Annotated in this window: 21 protein-coding genes; 2 read left to right on the top strand and 19 right to left on the bottom strand. The window is 37.2% G+C overall.

Going from position 1 to position 17,466, the window contains the following annotated elements:
• Positions 1 to 143: 143 nt before the first annotated feature.
• The 17 genes from K2F45_RS27410 to K2F45_RS04800 all read right to left on the bottom strand — a co-directional run bounded on the left by K2F45_RS27410 (position 144) and on the right by K2F45_RS04800 (position 14,388).
• On the bottom strand, positions 144 to 314 hold the full coding sequence (locus K2F45_RS27410) for a DUF3267 domain-containing protein (protein ID WP_368072491.1): 171 nt from the start codon (positions 312 to 314) through the stop codon (positions 144 to 146).
• Positions 315 to 508: 194 nt separating this feature from the next.
• The gene (locus K2F45_RS04870; protein WP_172840648.1) at positions 509 to 1,357 is read right to left on the bottom strand and encodes a TraB/GumN family protein; all 849 of its coding nucleotides are present in this window, start codon (positions 1,355 to 1,357) and stop codon (positions 509 to 511) included.
• Positions 1,358 to 1,376: 19 nt separating this feature from the next.
• Positions 1,377 to 1,508, bottom strand: coding sequence for a hypothetical protein (locus K2F45_RS27335; RefSeq protein ID WP_257787016.1), 132 nt, complete (start codon positions 1,506 to 1,508; stop codon positions 1,377 to 1,379).
• Between the two features lie 243 nt (positions 1,509 to 1,751).
• Complete coding sequence (locus K2F45_RS04865; RefSeq protein WP_070566313.1) at positions 1,752 to 2,357, bottom strand: DUF3267 domain-containing protein; 606 nt, start codon at positions 2,355 to 2,357, stop codon at positions 1,752 to 1,754.
• A 468-nt stretch (positions 2,358 to 2,825) separates the two neighbouring features.
• On the bottom strand, positions 2,826 to 3,419 hold the full coding sequence (locus K2F45_RS04860; RefSeq protein WP_070566311.1) for a CPBP family intramembrane glutamic endopeptidase: 594 nt from the start codon (positions 3,417 to 3,419) through the stop codon (positions 2,826 to 2,828).
• Between the two features lie 80 nt (positions 3,420 to 3,499).
• On the bottom strand, positions 3,500 to 3,664 hold the full coding sequence (locus K2F45_RS04855; RefSeq protein ID WP_157625908.1) for a hypothetical protein: 165 nt from the start codon (positions 3,662 to 3,664) through the stop codon (positions 3,500 to 3,502).
• A gap of 12 nt (positions 3,665 to 3,676) precedes the next feature.
• Positions 3,677 to 3,853, bottom strand: coding sequence for a hypothetical protein (locus K2F45_RS04850; protein ID WP_157625906.1), 177 nt, complete (start codon positions 3,851 to 3,853; stop codon positions 3,677 to 3,679).
• Between the two features lie 81 nt (positions 3,854 to 3,934).
• Positions 3,935 to 4,276 carry a hypothetical protein gene (locus tag K2F45_RS04845; protein ID WP_248933038.1) on the bottom strand — a complete coding sequence of 114 codons (342 nt, stop codon included), beginning with the start codon at positions 4,274 to 4,276 and terminating at the stop codon, positions 3,935 to 3,937.
• A gap of 7 nt (positions 4,277 to 4,283) precedes the next feature.
• Positions 4,284 to 5,630, bottom strand: a complete 1,347-nt coding sequence (locus K2F45_RS04840) for a TolC family protein (RefSeq protein ID WP_157625904.1) — start codon at positions 5,628 to 5,630, stop codon at positions 4,284 to 4,286.
• A gap of 17 nt (positions 5,631 to 5,647) precedes the next feature.
• On the bottom strand, positions 5,648 to 7,810 hold the full coding sequence (locus K2F45_RS04835) for a peptidase domain-containing ABC transporter (protein ID WP_075991184.1): 2,163 nt from the start codon (positions 7,808 to 7,810) through the stop codon (positions 5,648 to 5,650).
• 36 nt (positions 7,811 to 7,846) lie between these two features.
• The gene (locus K2F45_RS04830; protein ID WP_075991183.1) at positions 7,847 to 8,947 is read right to left on the bottom strand and encodes an HlyD family secretion protein; all 1,101 of its coding nucleotides are present in this window, start codon (positions 8,945 to 8,947) and stop codon (positions 7,847 to 7,849) included.
• An 80-nt stretch (positions 8,948 to 9,027) separates the two neighbouring features.
• On the bottom strand, positions 9,028 to 11,619 hold the full coding sequence (locus K2F45_RS04825; protein ID WP_075991182.1) for a peptidase associated/transthyretin-like domain-containing protein: 2,592 nt from the start codon (positions 11,617 to 11,619) through the stop codon (positions 9,028 to 9,030).
• An 8-nt stretch (positions 11,620 to 11,627) separates the two neighbouring features.
• Positions 11,628 to 12,338 carry a GLPGLI family protein gene (locus tag K2F45_RS04820; RefSeq protein WP_070566299.1) on the bottom strand — a complete coding sequence of 237 codons (711 nt, stop codon included), beginning with the start codon at positions 12,336 to 12,338 and terminating at the stop codon, positions 11,628 to 11,630.
• The gene (locus tag K2F45_RS04815) at positions 12,313 to 12,753 is read right to left on the bottom strand and encodes a MauE/DoxX family redox-associated membrane protein (protein WP_157625902.1); all 441 of its coding nucleotides are present in this window, start codon (positions 12,751 to 12,753) and stop codon (positions 12,313 to 12,315) included. The genes K2F45_RS04820 and K2F45_RS04815 overlap by 26 nt, the downstream gene beginning before the upstream one ends.
• A gap of 4 nt (positions 12,754 to 12,757) precedes the next feature.
• Positions 12,758 to 13,822 (bottom strand): hypothetical protein, encoded by a 1,065-nt coding sequence (locus K2F45_RS04810; RefSeq protein ID WP_075991180.1) that lies wholly within the window; start codon positions 13,820 to 13,822, stop codon positions 12,758 to 12,760.
• Positions 13,823 to 13,846: 24 nt separating this feature from the next.
• The gene (locus K2F45_RS04805; RefSeq protein WP_145329971.1) at positions 13,847 to 14,077 is read right to left on the bottom strand and encodes a hypothetical protein; all 231 of its coding nucleotides are present in this window, start codon (positions 14,075 to 14,077) and stop codon (positions 13,847 to 13,849) included.
• 80 nt (positions 14,078 to 14,157) lie between these two features.
• On the bottom strand, positions 14,158 to 14,388 hold the full coding sequence (locus K2F45_RS04800; protein WP_075991178.1) for a hypothetical protein: 231 nt from the start codon (positions 14,386 to 14,388) through the stop codon (positions 14,158 to 14,160).
• A 167-nt stretch (positions 14,389 to 14,555) separates the two neighbouring features.
• Here K2F45_RS04800 and K2F45_RS04795 point away from each other — a divergent pair, with 167 nt between their 5' ends.
• The gene (locus tag K2F45_RS04795) at positions 14,556 to 15,197 is read left to right on the top strand and encodes a rhomboid family intramembrane serine protease (RefSeq protein ID WP_075991177.1); all 642 of its coding nucleotides are present in this window, start codon (positions 14,556 to 14,558) and stop codon (positions 15,195 to 15,197) included.
• Here the strand turns inward: K2F45_RS04795 and K2F45_RS04790 are convergent.
• Positions 15,194 to 15,331, bottom strand: a complete 138-nt coding sequence (locus K2F45_RS04790) for a hypothetical protein (protein WP_157625900.1) — start codon at positions 15,329 to 15,331, stop codon at positions 15,194 to 15,196. The two genes, K2F45_RS04795 and K2F45_RS04790, sit on opposite strands and share 4 nt — an antisense overlap.
• A 161-nt stretch (positions 15,332 to 15,492) precedes the next feature.
• On the opposite strand from K2F45_RS04790, the gene K2F45_RS04785 reads away from it, so the two are divergent.
• The gene (locus K2F45_RS04785) at positions 15,493 to 15,813 is read left to right on the top strand and encodes a helix-turn-helix domain-containing protein (RefSeq protein WP_075991176.1); all 321 of its coding nucleotides are present in this window, start codon (positions 15,493 to 15,495) and stop codon (positions 15,811 to 15,813) included.
• Positions 15,814 to 15,833: 20 nt separating this feature from the next.
• Here the strand turns inward: K2F45_RS04785 and K2F45_RS04780 are convergent, their stop codons facing one another.
• Entirely contained in the window at positions 15,834 to 17,414 is a 1,581-nt protein-coding gene (locus tag K2F45_RS04780) for a S41 family peptidase (RefSeq protein WP_075991175.1), read from the bottom strand.
• Positions 17,415 to 17,466: the final 52 nt, after the last annotated feature.

Raw genomic sequence — 17,466 nt, 5'->3', positions numbered from 1 at the left:
GTCTATATGGATAAACCTTTACAACAGTAAGTTATGAAAGAATAATTTAACCAGCTAAAACGGACAATTTTCACATCGTAAATTGTCCGTTTTTCATTTTAGATAGTGATCTTAAGCGACTTCATAAGTTATAAATTAAAACTTTAAGGCATAACTACACCTAACATATAAGGTCTTACCCGTAACGGTTCTTTGCAATGAGCATATGGGGTGAGCATTTTCCAAATAATTCCAAACTTTATAGATTTGAAACCTTGCTTCGCAAAGGATACGAATACAATACCATGAATCAATTCATTAAGAACGACACCGATAATAATGACAATGCCATAAACCCATCATGCATTCGAAACTTTATGATATAGGCGATCTTTAATTGCCGCCAGCTCTTTCTTTAGATCCCACAATAAATAAAAGGGCACTCCATATAAAACGATGAGACCATCGAAAAACAATAAGCGTATTCTATCAAGGGACTATACTTCCTTTATCTCAAAAAATAACAATCCTAATCAATTGCCGTCAAGCTATAACCTTTTGCTCTAAGTAACGAGATCAAGCCCTTTTCACCAGACAGGTGTCCAGCTCCCACAGCAATAAAGCAACCCTGGTCTTTGATCAAATTCGGAATAATCGTTGTCCAGTTTATATTCCGCCCTGTCAAGAGCTTTTCTTTCTGTTCGACAGACATCCATGTAGGATCCTCAATCAATGCAGTTAATTCTTTGAGGTTTTCATTTTTATAGGCATTGACCATTTTGGCCGTTAGAGCGGGATATTTATCCAACTGCAATACCCAGTCCATAAATAACTTTGGCGTAATCAAGTCTTTCAATAACCCGAATTGATAATCTGCTGTTTCAAGTTCGCCAATTGTTTTACTCTGAGCGGAGGCCAGAGCCGATAGTTCAATTTCATATGATTTCAACTTTGTTGGATCAGGACAATTAAAGCCCTTCATTGAAAATAAGGAAGCCATTGTTACCGGTGAAACATGATCCAATAATTTAATTGAAAGCTGCTGTGCCAACAAGACGCTATCCATTTTACGCACTTCGCTATCGGTAAAGTTTTTAATAAAACTAGGGTCAGGTACGGCAAATGCCTGTAGGACCTCCATATTTTCAGGTTTCGACAGATCCACTTCAAATACGACTTTCTGACTCGAATTAAGCGCATCCAGGCATTTTTGTTTGATCTCAAAATCGTCAGGGCACAACATGTGGATCGTACCAAACAGATAGGAATCTTGTTTAAGTCCATTTCCCGAGATTTTCCACAGCATCGAATTCCCCTGCGCAAAACCACTAAAAGTGATTATAAAAAAAAGTAATAGAAGAATAAAGTGTTTTTTCATCCGTTTAAATTTAAGGTTTTTATTTATTTTTGGCCGCATTAAAACCATCTTCAAATCCTCGAATAAATTCGCCGACATTAGATAGCAGATAAACACAAAATGCCAGAATAGCTATTATTACTACAAATTTTAAAATTGTTTTAGTTTCCATAAATATTTAGATTTAGTTACTGTCCCAAAAATAAACATTAGGATATATCTATACCACAACCTGTGGTTGTATTTCAATAAATTTTCTATGGAAAAAAGAGCAACAAAACAGTTTATTACATAAGTAATGAAGAAAACCAAGAGTCTCCTATTACAATGGTGGGGCTAAAGGAATTAGAAGGAAGTTAAGAATTTATCACACAAGTATTTAGGCTAGACTCTCAGATCAAATATCGTTTTGTAATCACAAATCCGCTGGATTAGTAACCTTTTTCAAAATAAAGCAACCTCCCTCAGTAGGGTGATCGAGTACCAGGTTATCTTTATTCTCTTTATAAATTAAATTTAAAATCATGAAATCTCCGACTGCCGCACCAGAGAAGAAAATTGCAAAAAATAAAAGTGGTAAATTTCCAGTAAAAATTGAATAAATCGCGGGTAAAAAGCCAACAAGGAGAAAAGGCATAACTACACCTAACATATAAGGTCTTACCCGTAACGGTTCTTTGCAATGAGCATATGGAGTGAGCATTTTCCAAATAATTCCAAACTTTATGGATTTGAAACCTTGCTTCGCAAAGGATGCGAATACAATGCCATGAATCAATTCATGAAGAACGACACCGATAATAATGACAATACCATAAACCCACCATGCATTCGAAGCTTTATTATATAGGCTATCTTTAATTGCCGCCAGCTCTTCCTTTAGATCCCACAGTAAACAAAAAGGTATCCCGTATAAGAGAATGAAAACAGCGAAAAACAACATGCCTATCATGTTAGCTTTAGACATACTAATCAATCTCGGCTCTACAACAAACCCTGGATAATCTATTAATTCATTCATTAATTTTCTCACATTATTCTCATCAACTACTCTTCAATTGCCAATAGCACAAGTCAAAACACCATTACTTTCTTTGAACTAGGGTAGAAAAAGTAATAATGTCTTCAAATTATATTTATAGAAGATGTTTTTCTCCTATAAATTTATACCATAGTTTATTCTTATAGCCTGCGATTCATCATTATTTAGTGGTATTAATTTATATACGGGCTTTATTTTTTTGATTATGTGCAACCATTGCACGGATAAGTAGCAAAATTAGAAAAATTCGATAGCCAAATATAATAATCAAGTTATGACTTTTTACTAACAACATAATTTAAATATCTTAATTTAAAGCCCAATCCAATGGAATAATTCTTATATTCACAACTTTTTAATAATTTCAATATCATGCTACTCTCCCCTTTTTTACTTATTTTGGGCCCATATATAAATAAAATGTTAACATTAATAGAAAACCGAAACCTAATAATTCACGTGTGCATTTCTTTCATATCTGGAAACTGTAAATAAGATAACGCCAAACAAGATACTCCTAATCAGAAGACTTGCAAACCCTCCTTCTATCCCATAATTTCCTCCCAACCAATAATCATTGGTTGGCAAAATAAGACTATATAAACCACTTTTTGTTGTTCCACTCATTGGAAGTGAAAATAACCATTGAATATAATTCCAACCGAAGTGTAATCCAACAGGATAATATATAGATTTCGTATGAATATAAGCATATGCATAAATTATACCACCTAGAAAATGGGAAGCAAATGCTGTGGTCGTAAAATGAGAATTTCCTAGATGACATGCAGCAAATAACACAGCGGAAATTATTACTGATTTTTTCTTATTAAAAAATCTACTCAACCCGCGAATCAAATAATACCGAAAGACAATCTCTTCAAAAAAAGCTGTACAGATACATATTAGAAAGATATTAAATTGATCAGACATGGTAATAGTATTGGAGGCTATATCTAAGCCAAACAATAGAAAAAACACAATCAATATAATACTTGATTGTAAAGTACCAAATATTAAAAGTTTTATTTTTTGTTTCAATAAATCAAAATTAGGACGAACCTAAGTAGTAAAGTACTTAGGTTCTTACGTAAAATAGTTTTTATTTTCAAAGCACTAAATTACCCATGAATTGCTGTAGGGCCACCAATGGATCCATCTAGATCTCTCTGTTGAGCCTGAAAAAATCGACCTAAAACCCAAAAAAAAGCTTCTGTCATACCATCTCCACCGTTTACTTCAATAATCTCAGAATTAGTCAATTCTGTTAGTTCTATTTTGTTCATAAATTTACAAGTTTATAAAGCTTCACCATTTATTCCTCTTTCAAATGCAGCAACGTTTTGTCTCCAATCAGCAACGACATTATATAAAAATGTCCCCAAAGCAGCTTGCCACCATCCCCCATCAACTACTTCCATTTCTTTCGCATCCATTTCCTGAACACCGAAACCTTTTAAATCTAATGTATTCATTTTTTTTGATTTATAAAAAATTAGTCCCTACTCTATTGTTAGCCTTTTCGGATTCCTGCTCTATTGATCAACACTACTAAATTACTTTTGCTCAATGCACAAAAAAGCATTCAGAAAATGATTTGAAATAAAATTATCACCCGCATTTGCTTGTCTCATCTGATTTAAATCCAGCAAATGAATATTTTCCTGCTGAACCTCTACCTTGATTTGGATTGAATAGTCTTTTTCATAGTAATACGTATTAAGCGATCTATCAAAAGTAATTGGAGCACCAATATCTCTAAGATATTCAATAATACGGGCCAATCGTGACACAGAAAGCCCGAGGCGGACTGCTAGTTCTGACTGCGTCCCCGTCCTTCTTTGGCGGATCAACTTGTCCAACAAATTAATCCGATCTATATATTGAAATAGCTTCATAATGATTTTAATTTATCGATCCATAAATCTGATAGCGCAGCATGAGCTGATTGAACACCACAGTATATTTGCTGCGGATCGTTTCCGACTCCGCTTTAATCAAATTACTTTTACTCGTATTGACATCATAGATCGATGCCTTGCCCGCTTCAAAACTCCGCAAGGTGTAATCCAAAGATTGCGCTGTTGCCGTGCTCGCTTCTACCGCAATACCATATTGCTTTCTGTTCTCATCCAATTCAAGCAATAGCTTATCTAAGATCTGCTGCTGAGCAAACTTTTCATTATCAATCGCCAATTGTATATTTTGCTGGTTCAAGTCGATCTGCTTCAACTGACGATTTGTTTTTCCTTTGTTGAAGATGGGCACCGAAACCGTCACAGCGAGCTGCTGGGCAAAGTTGTCTTTACTCTGTACAAAAAAAGATCGCGTATTGTCCGCTTTAAAAGCATTGAAATAGGTACTCCCCAAACCAGCGGATCCTTTTACCGTCGGAAATAACGCTGCTTTAACCAACTTGGACTCGACCTCAAGTCCAACAGCTTGACTTCGGAACTTAGCAAATACCGGATTATGCAAATAAGCTTCTTCCCGCAGGTTCGATATATCCGAAAAAGTATGCTCTTGCAGAAGATCACTCTCCGCTACTGGGACAGCCAGGCTTAAGTTATTATAGTCCGGGTAGTTCATCAGCTGGGCTAGTTTGAGCAAGGACTGTTGTCTATCTTTGTGATATTGTTGGTATTGCTGTTTCTCCCGTGCCAGATTGGCTTTTGCTTCGGCAACTACCGACACTGCTGTTGCCCCTACTGCCGTACTTTTCTGTGCTTTATCCAATAACTGCTGTGAAAACTGCATGGCCGAATCCTGGGACACCAACAGTGCCTGAACCAGCAAAGTCTGCAGATAGGCTTCCATCAGCTGAACGGTAAGATTCCTTTTCAATATCTCCTTTTCTATACGTTCCTGTTCCGCCTCGGAAGCGGCTTTCTTGGCTTGGTTTCGAAAATAGTTATATTGGTATAGGGTCAGCTCCGCATTGATCCCCATGTTGCTATTCAGGTTGTCATTGCGCCGAATCGTACCAAACACATCCTGCGATGATCCAAAAGTCGTATAACCATTTGCATAGCCGTTCACACTTGGCAAGCGTTCCCGCAGTGCCATTTCCTGATCCAGCACTTTTATCTTAGCCTTGATGTCCTGCTGTTTGATCGGCAGATGATGAGCCACCGCATAATCGATACAATCCTGTAAAGTCCAGGCTCGCTGCGCCAGCACATTCGTAGATAACAGTACCGCTAAAAAAATAAAACAGCACTTTATCCTGCTTCTTTGATATTTGTTCATCATTGAATAAAAAACAACAGTTAATTTAACACGATCGATTGCTTTTTCCACATATCCCTATAAGCAGACTCTTGGGTTAATAATTCCTCATGTTCGCCCTGTTCGATAAGTACACCATCTTTAAGCACCATAATGGTATCGGCCTCGGCAATCGTACTCAACCGATGGGCAATCACAATCATCGTCTTACCCGAATCTTTAAAGCGACGGAATGCCCGCTGGATTACCTGTTCTGTTGAAGTATCCAAAGCTGAAGTTGCTTCGTCTAAAATCAGAATGTCCGGATTGCGGTATAATGCTCGTGCAATGGCAATTCGTTGCCGCTGTCCACCGGATAGCATGGATCCATTTTCACCCAGCTGAGTTTCAAAACCGGCTGGCAACTTTTCAATAAAAGACATCATGTCCAATTCATTGACCACCTGCAAGAGACGCTGAAAATTGGGGATATCCTCACCAACAGCAATATTGCTGACAACATTACCCGAAAAAAGATCGATCTGTTGGGGCACGATGGCAATGCGTTCCCGAAGGGAGCTCTTCGAAATATAGTTCAGATCGTATTGCCCAATAGAAATCTTCCCCTCCTGTAATGGATACAGCTGTTGAATAAGCGCTCCCAGCGTAGTCTTACCGCTTCCACTTTCTCCGATCACAGCCGTCATCTTGCTCTGTTGTATCCGGCAGCTAAAATTTCGGAATACCTCTACCCGTGATCCGTAAGAAAAACGAACATTATCAAAGACAATATCCCCAACCAGATCCGAAGTAAGCTGTAATTTTTCTTCTGATTCTTCGCGCTCCAGATCCATAATTTCAAACAGGCGATCTGCTGCAATCAATGCATTTTGCAATGTCTTGTTCATGCCGATCAATTGCGTCACCGGACCTGTAAAATAACCGATCAGGGCGTAAAATGAGAGTAGTTCTCCCGGTGTGATCGTACGTTCGATCACATAGTATGAGCCAACCCATAAGAGGATAATGGTAAATAACCGTGACAATAACTCGCCAGAGGTACTGGAAAACAAGCCATTCATCACCGAGGCATAAATGGTTTTCAATACATGCGAAAACCGATTGTCTGTACCACTATTAAAATAAGTTTCAATACCAAACTGCTTGATAGTCTTGACCGAATTGAGCGATTCGACCAGATGAGATTCCAGTTCGGCCCCTTCTTCCATCATCCGGCGCTCTACTTTTTTGTTCAGTTTATTCGAAAGCCAATAGACCCCAAGATAAAAAGGGATAACAAGCAGCATGATCAAAGCCAGCTTCCAGAAGTAGGTAAACATAAGCGCAAAGGAAAAGACTACGATCAACACATTAACGACCGCTTGTATGGCTACATCGTTGATAAAAGCACGAATTTTGACTGCATCATTGACCCGCGATATAATCTCGCCTACTTTCATTGTATCAAAGAAGCGTTGCGGAAGGCTCAGCAAGTGCTTATAGTAACCCAAAATCAGGTATTTATCGATCCTTTGCCCCGTCTGCAGGACCATGACACTTTTCAATGTACCAATGAGCAACTGAAAAATCAGAATGACCAACATACCGATCGAAAGAAGGTTCAATAAGCGCACATTGCCATCGACCAGTACATAATCGGTAATTTTCTCAATGTAAAACGATGTTGAAAGCCCCAGCAGCGTATACACAGCAGCTCCCACCAGTGCCTGAACGATCACCGAGCGATGCGGCCGGATCAGATTCCAGAATCTCTTGTAAACATCGATCTTCTCATTTTTCTGTTCAAAATATTCATTGGGTTCCATTAAGATCAACACCCCAGTCCAAATCTTCTGAAAGGCCTCAAAGGTATATTTTTCTACTTTTCCCAAACCAGGATCCATCACCGTAATTTTATCCTTTTCCACCTGATAGATTACCACATAGTGTTGGAGCTGCTCTTTGAGCACAACATGGGCAATTGCTGGTAAAGGTATCTGCGGAATGGCATCTATAGCGCCCTTGACACCTTTGGCATTAAAACCCATTTGTTGCAGTCCTTGAACCATACCTAACACATTGGTACCACGCGTATCGGTGTGACAGAATTGTCTAATCTTGGCAATAGGAATATGTGTACCATAATAGCCCGCAATAGAAGCCAGACAGGCCGCCCCACAGTCACGGATATCGTGCTGCTTAATGCAAACAGGAGATTTTTTCATTACAAATTTACTGTTGTCAGATTAATAAAGAAATTTTTATAATGCGCTCGTTTTAGCGCCAAGATTTGGATTGAACAGATTGTCGGCCCGATCGAACAGGAGCTGCCATAACGTACGGTCCAAGAGGTAAAACCGCGCATTAAATGTATTTCCCTTTCCTACAAAGGCCTTATTTCCATTGGGGAGGCTCAGAAAGTTTTGATCCATACGGCACCTGACCTTAAAAAAGGATCCTTTTTGTTGATCGTTTACCAGATTGTAGTCAATATCATGCACTGTCCCCGAAAGAAATCCCCATTGGTTATAATTATACGTGTCCATCTGGAATTTGACCGATTGATTCTTTTTGATATAGCCGATCGATTTGGCAGGCACCATACATTCAGCTATAAGCTGATCCTCTGGCGAAATTTCCAAAATATCCTGTCCCTGCACGAGCTGTCCTCCTTTTTGATATCCTTTAAAATTAACCACTGTACCTGTTATGGGCGCTCGAACAATATAATTTTGACCATCAATCAAGATAGACTTTTTCTCGGACGACAGCGACTGTGCCTTCTGTTTCAGTTCGACCAACTTAGCGCTCCATTGCGCCATCTGCTGCTTCCGTATCGTCAAAAACTGATGTTCAAGTTGTTCAAAAGAGTATTGTGTTTTATCAAGTTCTGCTTGGGAAACCACCCCCTGGCTGAATAGCTGATTATGTCGGTCCAGTTCACGGCGTGCTAAGGTAAGCTGCGACTGTATTTCAGACATACGTTGTTCCATGGACAGATATTCCAGTTGATATTGTCCACTTTGCAGACTTTTTGCCCTACCATCAAGAATAAGTTTTAGATCAGCGATTTGCCTCGCATAGTCATCCGTTAAACCCTTATTTAGAGACAATTTATTTTCCAGATCTTCGGAAACAATGATTAGTAGTGTATCCCCCTGTTTTACCTGCTGATTGTTGCCTACTATACGGTTGTCAATAATACGGCCACTGACCAAGGATAGCATCTTTGTATTCTCCATCGTAGGCCTGACGATTCCCTGTGCCGAAATTGAAATCGGCACTTTGATAAACGGTAATAATATCAACCCTATAATTATAGCCACTATCAGCAGCAGGTATATAATATTTGTTCTTTTCATCTTGGTTTTAATCAACAATACAAAACTGTCTATTGTTGATTAAATCCACCACAACCTGAGGTTGTATTTTTAAATTTTCATCAAAATCTGTACTTGACACCCACCGCACTATATCCAACTAAATTCTTAAAAGATTGAAAATTTTCAATTCCATTTTGATTATTAAAAACAGACAAAACAGCGTTGTTTTTAAAACCTAAATTCTGCAACATGTTTTCACAAGTCAATATCAGTTCTAGCTTTTTACTAATGATATATACCGAGGAAAGATCTATATCCATAAACTCGCGCCGTTGATCAACACTATTTATAACGCTATATTTAAGCATTGTCTTCCATTCCGTCCTTTTATGATTAAATTTTGGCCCCAACAAAATCATTAGTGAGTTCTGATCCGTTAGAAGTCCATCTTGATAACCATACCGTGTATAATCGTTTTTGAGGGTCATAGAAATGTTGATCGCTCCTGAGGAAAAAGAATTTAGATTTAGCATATAACCATGATTCCGCTGCTTAATCTGCGATTCTCCAGCACCCGAAAACTGATAAGAGCGGTTGTTCTGATAGTTATAGAGCAAGGAAACATTCATAGGAAACTGATCTTTAAAAAGATTTTGTGCATAAGAGACATCTAGCCCTACATTTCGATAACCCTGAACCAATTTCAAATTTCTTAAAAGCGGAAAAGTCATATCAATAAATTGTACCAGCGCTTTTTCACTGTGCTGTCTATAGAGATTTATTCTAAAAGATTGCCCTTTAAATGGAAAATCATATAAATAGCCGAGCTTTACTGTATTGATTGCATAAATATCATGCAGCAATTGATGGTTTCCAAGTATTGTCTGATCATAAGAGATTACGCGCTGGCTTAGCCCTGATTTGACGTCAGGTGCTTGGGTAGTTCTTCCCCAATTAAAAATTAAACGATTTTTCTTAAATCGATCCAAAAAGTAATCCAAATTAATGTTAGCCAATAAAAAAGTAGAAGTAGATATAGAATCAAATACTTCGATTCTTTGACGCTGCAAGGCTATTGTACTACGAAGGTTAAAGCGTTTTAAATTAAAATTTGCTTCTGTGCGAGCTATATATCGCGTTTTGGCTTGGTTAATATTATCAGGAATAAAGCTATTATGTATATTACTATAAGATAATTCATAGACAAGTGTATTTACTTTTCCCAAAAGCTGTCTCAAATTAGTATGCAATATACTTTCATTGCTTGAAAATTTAATATTCTGTTTATTCCGATTAGTCTGCTCTTTCGTTGTCTCTAAATATTGAAGTTGCCAAGTATCTCTTGAAATCTCATTTTTCCAGTCCCAGCCCATATTCCAGGCTAAGGCATTATTTATCTTGGTCTCATAAGTCAAACGATTTGATAAAATATTGCTCCTCTGCTCCGTCATCTCTCCGAGATTAAAAAGCTCCTTTGTTTGAGGATATATTGATTCGTAACTTCCCTCTCCTTTCAAACGGTCTTGATAACTGGAAAAGATATTTTTGGCAATACTACTTTCACTCAATTTATATCGGAAATTCAACATAGTACCGATCATTCTAGCGCGCAAACTATCCGTACTATTTTTTTCATAAAGATTATTTCCTAAAAATCTGGAATTCTCTTCAGAGAGTCGGATGGACTTCAAATAATTTAAATTCAGAACCGCTTGTAATGAATATCGCTCCGTGTTCTTTTTAATCATTGTCGCATTCAATAAGCTAGATTCATTATTTAGCGTAATGTCCTTCGTATAAAATACCTTCTTATTCTGAGAGGAATAATAACTTGAAGCGACATTGTTAGAACGTATTGCGCCTGCATAATCCTCACTCGACCAGTCCTTATCAAAGACATTATTGATATTCGTCAACGAAAACAAAGAAAGATTGTCGCCAAAATAAAAGAGAAAGGGTTTAAATTTATACTTATTCTTATAGCCTAGAAATGCTTCCACATTTCCTTTCAATATATTCGTAAAACTATCTTTCACCTTTAGATCCAACACTTTCTCTTCATGCTCATTGCCAAGATTGACACGAAATGGATCCTGATAATTGGCAATCACTCTTATGTGATCTAACATTCCAGATTCCATGTTCTCCAAAGCTATTTTATTTTGAAACTCGAAGACTTCTTTACCATTGATCAGAATTTTATTAATCTCTTTCCCACCATGCACGATTTTGTAATTTTCATCGACTTTGAATCCAGGAATCCGTAATAAAATCTCTTTCAGATTGTCTCTATCTTGAAGATTCAAAGCCTTAAGATTATAGACCGTCGTATCATTATTAAAGGACGCAAAGCCTTTGTTCATATTTACCAATACTTCATCCATGCGAATAGACTCATCGCTTAGCATGATCACTGCAGGAAAATCAGATGCTTTACTCACTTTAGTTCGAAAAGTTTGAAAAGACATAGATCTCACCTTTAGTATGAACGGAAATCCATGTTCACGCAAACGGTATCTGCCTTTGTCGTCCGTCGTCATATAGTGCAGCATACGATCAGAATCCTGTACACTATAGAGACTAATTATTGCTCCTGAAATCGGATCTCCACTGGTTCGGGAAACTACACGACCATCAAGCAGCTGAGCTGAAGCACAATAACAAGAAAAAATGAAGAATAAAATGAAGAAAATACCCGACCAAAACCTCATTTGTTGTCCTAATCAATAATATTTTCAGTTTTCATCTTTTTTAGCAAAGGGGCTACCTGTTCTCTATACTTGGCGTAAGAAATACCAGTCTTTTTCTGAGCTGCATTCATTTGATTTTCGATATTCTTGGAAAATGCCTCTTTTGTTATTTTATCGATTTTGATAACATAGTAATCATTCTCCAACAAAACTGCCAAACCCGGAAGTTTAGCTCCGATATAGGGTCCAAAACTAATCGGATAATCTTCACAAAACCATACTACGGTATTGAAAGGATCATTCTTAAGGACTGCTTTACGGCAATTAAAATTGCCAACTTTCATTATTTCCTGTTTTACATCCCATTGTAATACTGCCGGCGAGTCTCGCACCTTAAATTGCTTACCGCGGAATAGATCTTCAAAATATAGGTTACCGGCCTGATCATAAAAAGAGAATAAATGTTTGAATGGGGGAGGACCATCCAATCCAATTTCTTTCTGTTCCAAGAGGATTGATCTCCCCTTGGATACATCAACATACAATGCATATTGTACTTCGAAACCCTCAATCAAATCTTTATATCCTTGCAAAAACACTGGATCATTTACTTCTTGCTCCAATCTCGCATTGAGAGAAGAGGAAAGCAATGTTCCTTTATAGGTAATCTTATATTGATTTTGCGCAACACAAAGTAACGCATATATACAAAAACTAAACGATAACAATATTTTTTTCATATGTTGATTTTTTCACGAATAGAATACTAATCGCAGCCAAAATTATATAAATAAGATTAAGAGTTAAATGTTCCTTGAATGGTAATTGCGCCATAATACCACCACAGCCGCAGGAAGGATAAAAATAGTATAATTCTAATATAATAATATAGAGGGTATAAACTGCAAAAAGAAGAATAGTCAAATAAAATCCTATTTTTCGATAGGCCAATAAGAAGAAAGCAACAATCAACTCCGCAACGATCACAGCTATCGCAAAATACTTCACGGAATTTACATAAAACAAATTAGTTCCAACTAATGTATCCATGAAAGTTTCAAAATTTTTAATCTTTTGATATACAGAAATCATGAGTAACACAAAAAGCCCAAATTGTATAACCGATACAATAAAATATAAAAGATATCTTTTCATAAAGTTATTTTTTGAAAAATAACGTAATCTTGGCATAACGACCAGACCTATATTTATCCCCAAATATTAAGCTAAACTTATCAGCCGTTAAATGATTGGTGAAGATGGGATAAGAATATTGACTGATATCAAAATCAAAATTGAGCTTAAAGCTATCTTTATATTTTCCTTCCACGAGATCATACCGATCATAAAGTATATAACTATTTTTAGTGCTGATAATATTTGTCCGTACATACAAAATATTGTCAAAGATTTCTAGACCTTTATACAACCCTTCCAGCTGTATATTGTATGCCTTATTGGACTTCCCCTTAAAATCAAAGGTATCTATAGTGGTAATTTCACGAACAAATCTTCCGTCTTGATCAAATTCATAAAAGCTTGATCGATTATCGAACACATACAGTATACGATCTTGGAATACATAAAATTTACCACCATAGACACCAGGGTCTCCATTAACGGGATCTTTAGTCTCAATTGCTTTTATCAATGTTTGAGTTTGTTGCAAGGTATCAATAAGGTAAAAACCCAATCTTTCATCCTTTACTCCTGTGGATAGCAAAATATCTGGTTTCTTGCTGAGCTTGGCTGTACTAATTACAGTATATCCATCAAAATTGACAATATTCAATTTTTCAGAAACTAAGTTATACGTACCAAAACTTTTTCCTTTTGTAGATGAATTATAGAAATATATACTATGTTCATCTTGTCCTATAACCAATCCAAAAGGATACTTTTTAGATACGTCCATTGTATGATGTTCAAGATTAGCAGCATCCCAATAATGAACTTGTTGATTACTCTCTTTGAGATAATACCGTTCCACACTGGAACTTGCTATTTGATACAGTTTATCACCGAAATCTGCAGGTTTTAATGATTTAGTATAAGGTACAGCCTCCAAATCATTTTGCAAATCACCGTAGATGGTCTTCCCTTCAATTTGAAGTGCATCACAAACAACAATATTTCGCTTTTCTAGTGCATTGAAGCTGCTTGGTGATTTTAAACCACAGGAAATCAACAACACTAAACTTGGTATTAACAATTGGATTTTCATTAGATGAATTTATATACTTAAATTTTACTGATTGTCTGAGGGTGTTGGTTGGGATTCCTCATCTGGCATTGGTTCAACATGAGAATTATCAGAACCTTTATAAACCAAACCCCACAGAATACAAGAAGAGCCACTTCCTGGACAGATTCTAACACCATTGGAGGTAGAAGCATGGTCTTTCTCGTTTGTACCCGCATAGGAATGCATAGACAAAAATACACATACCATAACACATAATGTGCTTATAGTTTTCACTAAAATAATTTTCATAAAAAATAGCTTAAATTAAATACAGCCTTGTAGCCCTTAGCTACAAGACTTGTTATAAAATAGAGTTAGGCTCCTGGTTCAGCTGGTGTATCCTGAGATTCGTCGTCCTTTCCAATTTCAATAAAGCCACTACCGTCGCCTTTTTCAATTGCACCCCAAAGAACGCAACCTTTGCCATCACCAGGACATACTTTCACGCCTGCATTTGATGCTTTCACCAAATCAATCTTAGAAATACCTACAAGAGTAAATATTACCGCCAATAAGGCAAGAGAATTTTTTTTCACTGTTTTCATAAAATTAGAAATTATTTATTGAATCCTACTCTATTTTAAAGCTTTTTCGGCAACTGCTTCTGTTGATCAACGATACAAATTTGGGCATTACCCATTACATCCACCACAACCTGAGGTTGTATTTTAAAATTTATTAATTAACTTACAACGCAAATTAATAGTGTTTAATGAAATTCTTTGATATATTCCCAACTTTCGCCGAATCCCCCTATTCCTATATTGTCGTACCGATTATATTGGTATGCAGCATCATTGGATTTTATAATAAATCGTTTTTCCATGCACTGATCCTGCACCCCTACGAAATAGCAAGAGGTAAGCGTATTCATACTTTGCTTACCTCGGCTTTGATTCATCGCAACTGGATTCACCTCTTGTTTAATTGTATTGTAATTTTTGGATTAGGGTATGATATGTGTGCTGTCTTAAATCAAGCACACGGAATTACTATTGCTTACGTCTTTACTATATTTATTTTTCTCCTTCTTATAATCCTACCAAATCTCATCCAAACACTTTTTAAAAAGAAAGACTTCACATTTACCGCTGTGGGTTCATCTGGCCTTTCCTTTGGACTATTCGGTTTTTCTGGACTATTTTTCCCTTTGCAAAAAATGAATCATTTATTCATTCCATGGATTCATAATTCAACGCACTATTGGATATATGCTTTACTAACATCAGTACTACTTTCCCTCATCAAAATATCCAAAATAAATAGATCCTTACACTTGGTCGCATTTGTTCTTGGCTCCATATTAGCACTAATTATGAGCCCCTATGCTATCGAATTGAAAGACGCATTTTAAGGTTTAAGATAATTCCATATGGATTCTAACCAATTTGTATTTTTCTCACCCTCCCGCTCCGATCCTCCTTCAATCTCCAACACTTCATTTGCATCCAACTCGCTAACATTAATTTCTTTTAATTTCTTTTCCATGATATCTCAATATTTATTTTTATCAAAATTCATGGAAAAGAGGCTGAGCTACCACAACCTAGGGTTATAGACTATAACTAGAAGTTTTAACATCGAAAAACTTCACAACTTCAAGTTATATTTATTAAATTAGGCCATTCGATAATTTGGGTTTTTAAAGAATGGCAAGAGAAGAAATCGGAACAATTATTAGGCAGAAAAGAGAAAGTCTCAGGATATCACAGGAAGCTGTTGCATTCGTTTTGGAGATATCACAGGCTGCCTATTCAAAAATCGAACGCAATGAGACGAAGCTAAAGGTAGAGCAGGTATACAAAATAGCGGATTATTTTGGTATCACGATCTATGAACTTTTACCACCTGCTTTGGCTAGCGATATAACAGGAGAGAATATATTTGGCTTAATCTATCATTATAGCAAACTTGTTCTAAAGAAAATAATTGCCTTATTTCAAGGGAAACGATCTCAAAGTAAAGCCTAATCCCCCGCTTACACTTCTCCTTATTTTTTAATAGACTTCAACACCTTATCCAATACTGGATCTTTCCCCTTGATAACATCATCAACACTCCGCACGACAGGAATATCCGGCATGACACCCCGCCCCGCTTCGTTTACTTGATAATAAGGTTTGACATCCATTAGGCCAAAACGCCAACGCAGATGGGAGTTTGGAAGTTTCAGCACTGGAAGAACTCCCGCAACTGTGCCACTAGCTGCCCCACCTGTCTCCTCGCCCACAAACACAGCCCGCTTCCCAACTTTTAGATTTGTAGCAATTAAACTCGCAGCAGAAAAAGTACCGCCATCAATCAATACAAATAAATCACCGCGATAGCGACTGCCTTTTGATTTCTCGACTTTGCTCCCTGTAAGGTGGGTATAATTTATCCCATCTTTGGAGAAGCTCTTTGTCCAGGATACTACAGCACTTGGAATAATAAATGGTGATAAAATGGGATAAGACCAGCCCGGCAATCCTTTTACCTGATAAAACGGCAAGTTGAATTTTGAGGTGATAACTGCCGGCTGAACAAATTGGAATTTATCCTCTTCCACTAAGTAACTGTATAGTTCACGGACATCGGACAAACGTCCACCCAAATTGCCACGAAGATCCAAGATCAGGTATTGGACCGAATTAAGCTCCAGCCGATCAAAAATCCTTCTATAGGCTTCTTTTGGACGTCCATACGAAAAGTCAACCACTTTCAATAAAGCAACACTACTATCGCCTTTAACAGGGAAAGAGAGCTGTTTACTCATTCTTTTTAGGTTGGCATTATACCCAAAGATTTTACGCTGCTTTTTTTGATCACTTTTCTTCTGATCAGGTTGGCTCACTTTTTTCACAACCGAGGCCCTTATCCCTGATTTAGCCTTTGTATCGACACTGTCAAACCTTCTGACCACAGTCCGCTGATATGTACTATCGGCGCGAGAAAACAAAACCGAAATAGAATCTTTATACCCCAGTTCCAATTGGTAATACCGCGGTAATAAACGCTCAAAAGCCTGATCGATAAATGTCGTATTATAGCCGTCCGACGTAAAGGTTGGACGATATTTTGTGTACAGATTTTGTGGTTGTATCCCCTCAATAGAAAGAATTTTAGAGCCTGCTACCAAACTTGAATCTAACGTTCCATTTTTTGAGAGATAGAGTGTATTTTCCTGCCAATGAAATCCCAGTTGTGAAAAGGGACCCTTACTTTTTTGATAACGGACTTTATCCTTACCTTTCGGGTCAAATTTGGAAATAAGGGGACTCAGCGTCATATGCCCCTGCCGAACTTGAGCCAGTACAGATGCTAATGCCAACTGAAACTGATTGGGCAATAATGGCTGGCGGATCGCCCTACGAAGGCTGTCGAACTTACCCTTTAACTGATCTTCTCGCACATATAGAAACAAGTCTGGATGCATTTTCCATAAGTTATGCTCAACATAGTTGATGTCTTGCTGCATAGCTTCCACCGCCAGGGGAGTTTCAATAAATCGATTGTACTTCTCGACATTTGCACAGCTCAGCAATGTCAGCACATACACCAATACGAATAGATAAATAGTTGGCCTTTTCATTTGTAGTAAGATACAAAAAAAGCCTTCCAATTTTCATGAAAAGCTTTTCTCT

Origin of the sequence: Sphingobacterium siyangense, assembly GCF_023277505.1 — a bacterium.
GTDB classification, from domain to species: Bacteria; Bacteroidota; Bacteroidia; order Sphingobacteriales; family Sphingobacteriaceae; genus Sphingobacterium; species Sphingobacterium siyangense.
This window is presented reverse-complemented; position numbering and strand designations above follow the sequence as displayed.

Excerpts from the sequence above, each read along its gene's own strand:
- K2F45_RS04870 (WP_172840648.1), bottom strand. The coding sequence starts at position 1,357 with ATGAAAAAACACTTTATTCTTCTATTACTTTTTTTTATAATCACTTTT.
- K2F45_RS27335 (WP_257787016.1), bottom strand. The coding sequence starts at position 1,508 with ATGGAAACTAAAACAATTTTAAAATTTGTAGTAATAATAGCTATTCTG.
- K2F45_RS04865 (WP_070566313.1), bottom strand. The coding sequence starts at position 2,357 with ATGAATGAATTAATAGATTATCCAGGGTTTGTTGTAGAGCCGAGATTG.
- K2F45_RS04855 (WP_157625908.1), bottom strand. The coding sequence starts at position 3,664 with ATGAACAAAATAGAACTAACAGAATTGACTAATTCTGAGATTATTGAA.
- K2F45_RS04850 (WP_157625906.1), bottom strand. The coding sequence starts at position 3,853 with ATGAATACATTAGATTTAAAAGGTTTCGGTGTTCAGGAAATGGATGCG.
- K2F45_RS04845 (WP_248933038.1), bottom strand. The coding sequence starts at position 4,276 with ATGAAGCTATTTCAATATATAGATCGGATTAATTTGTTGGACAAGTTG.
- K2F45_RS04840 (WP_157625904.1), bottom strand. The coding sequence starts at position 5,630 with ATGATGAACAAATATCAAAGAAGCAGGATAAAGTGCTGTTTTATTTTT.
- K2F45_RS04835 (WP_075991184.1), bottom strand. The coding sequence starts at position 7,810 with ATGAAAAAATCTCCTGTTTGCATTAAGCAGCACGATATCCGTGACTGT.
- K2F45_RS04830 (WP_075991183.1), bottom strand. The coding sequence starts at position 8,947 with ATGAAAAGAACAAATATTATATACCTGCTGCTGATAGTGGCTATAATT.
- K2F45_RS04825 (WP_075991182.1), bottom strand. The coding sequence starts at position 11,619 with ATGAGGTTTTGGTCGGGTATTTTCTTCATTTTATTCTTCATTTTTTCT.
- K2F45_RS04820 (WP_070566299.1), bottom strand. The coding sequence starts at position 12,338 with ATGAAAAAAATATTGTTATCGTTTAGTTTTTGTATATATGCGTTACTT.
- K2F45_RS04815 (WP_157625902.1), bottom strand. The coding sequence starts at position 12,753 with ATGAAAAGATATCTTTTATATTTTATTGTATCGGTTATACAATTTGGG.
- K2F45_RS04810 (WP_075991180.1), bottom strand. The coding sequence starts at position 13,822 with ATGAAAATCCAATTGTTAATACCAAGTTTAGTGTTGTTGATTTCCTGT.
- K2F45_RS04800 (WP_075991178.1), bottom strand. The coding sequence starts at position 14,388 with ATGAAAACAGTGAAAAAAAATTCTCTTGCCTTATTGGCGGTAATATTT.
- K2F45_RS04795 (WP_075991177.1), top strand. The coding sequence starts at position 14,556 with ATGAAATTCTTTGATATATTCCCAACTTTCGCCGAATCCCCCTATTCC.
- K2F45_RS04790 (WP_157625900.1), bottom strand. The coding sequence starts at position 15,331 with ATGGAAAAGAAATTAAAAGAAATTAATGTTAGCGAGTTGGATGCAAAT.
- K2F45_RS04785 (WP_075991176.1), top strand. The coding sequence starts at position 15,493 with ATGGCAAGAGAAGAAATCGGAACAATTATTAGGCAGAAAAGAGAAAGT.
- K2F45_RS04780 (WP_075991175.1), bottom strand. The coding sequence starts at position 17,414 with ATGAAAAGGCCAACTATTTATCTATTCGTATTGGTGTATGTGCTGACA.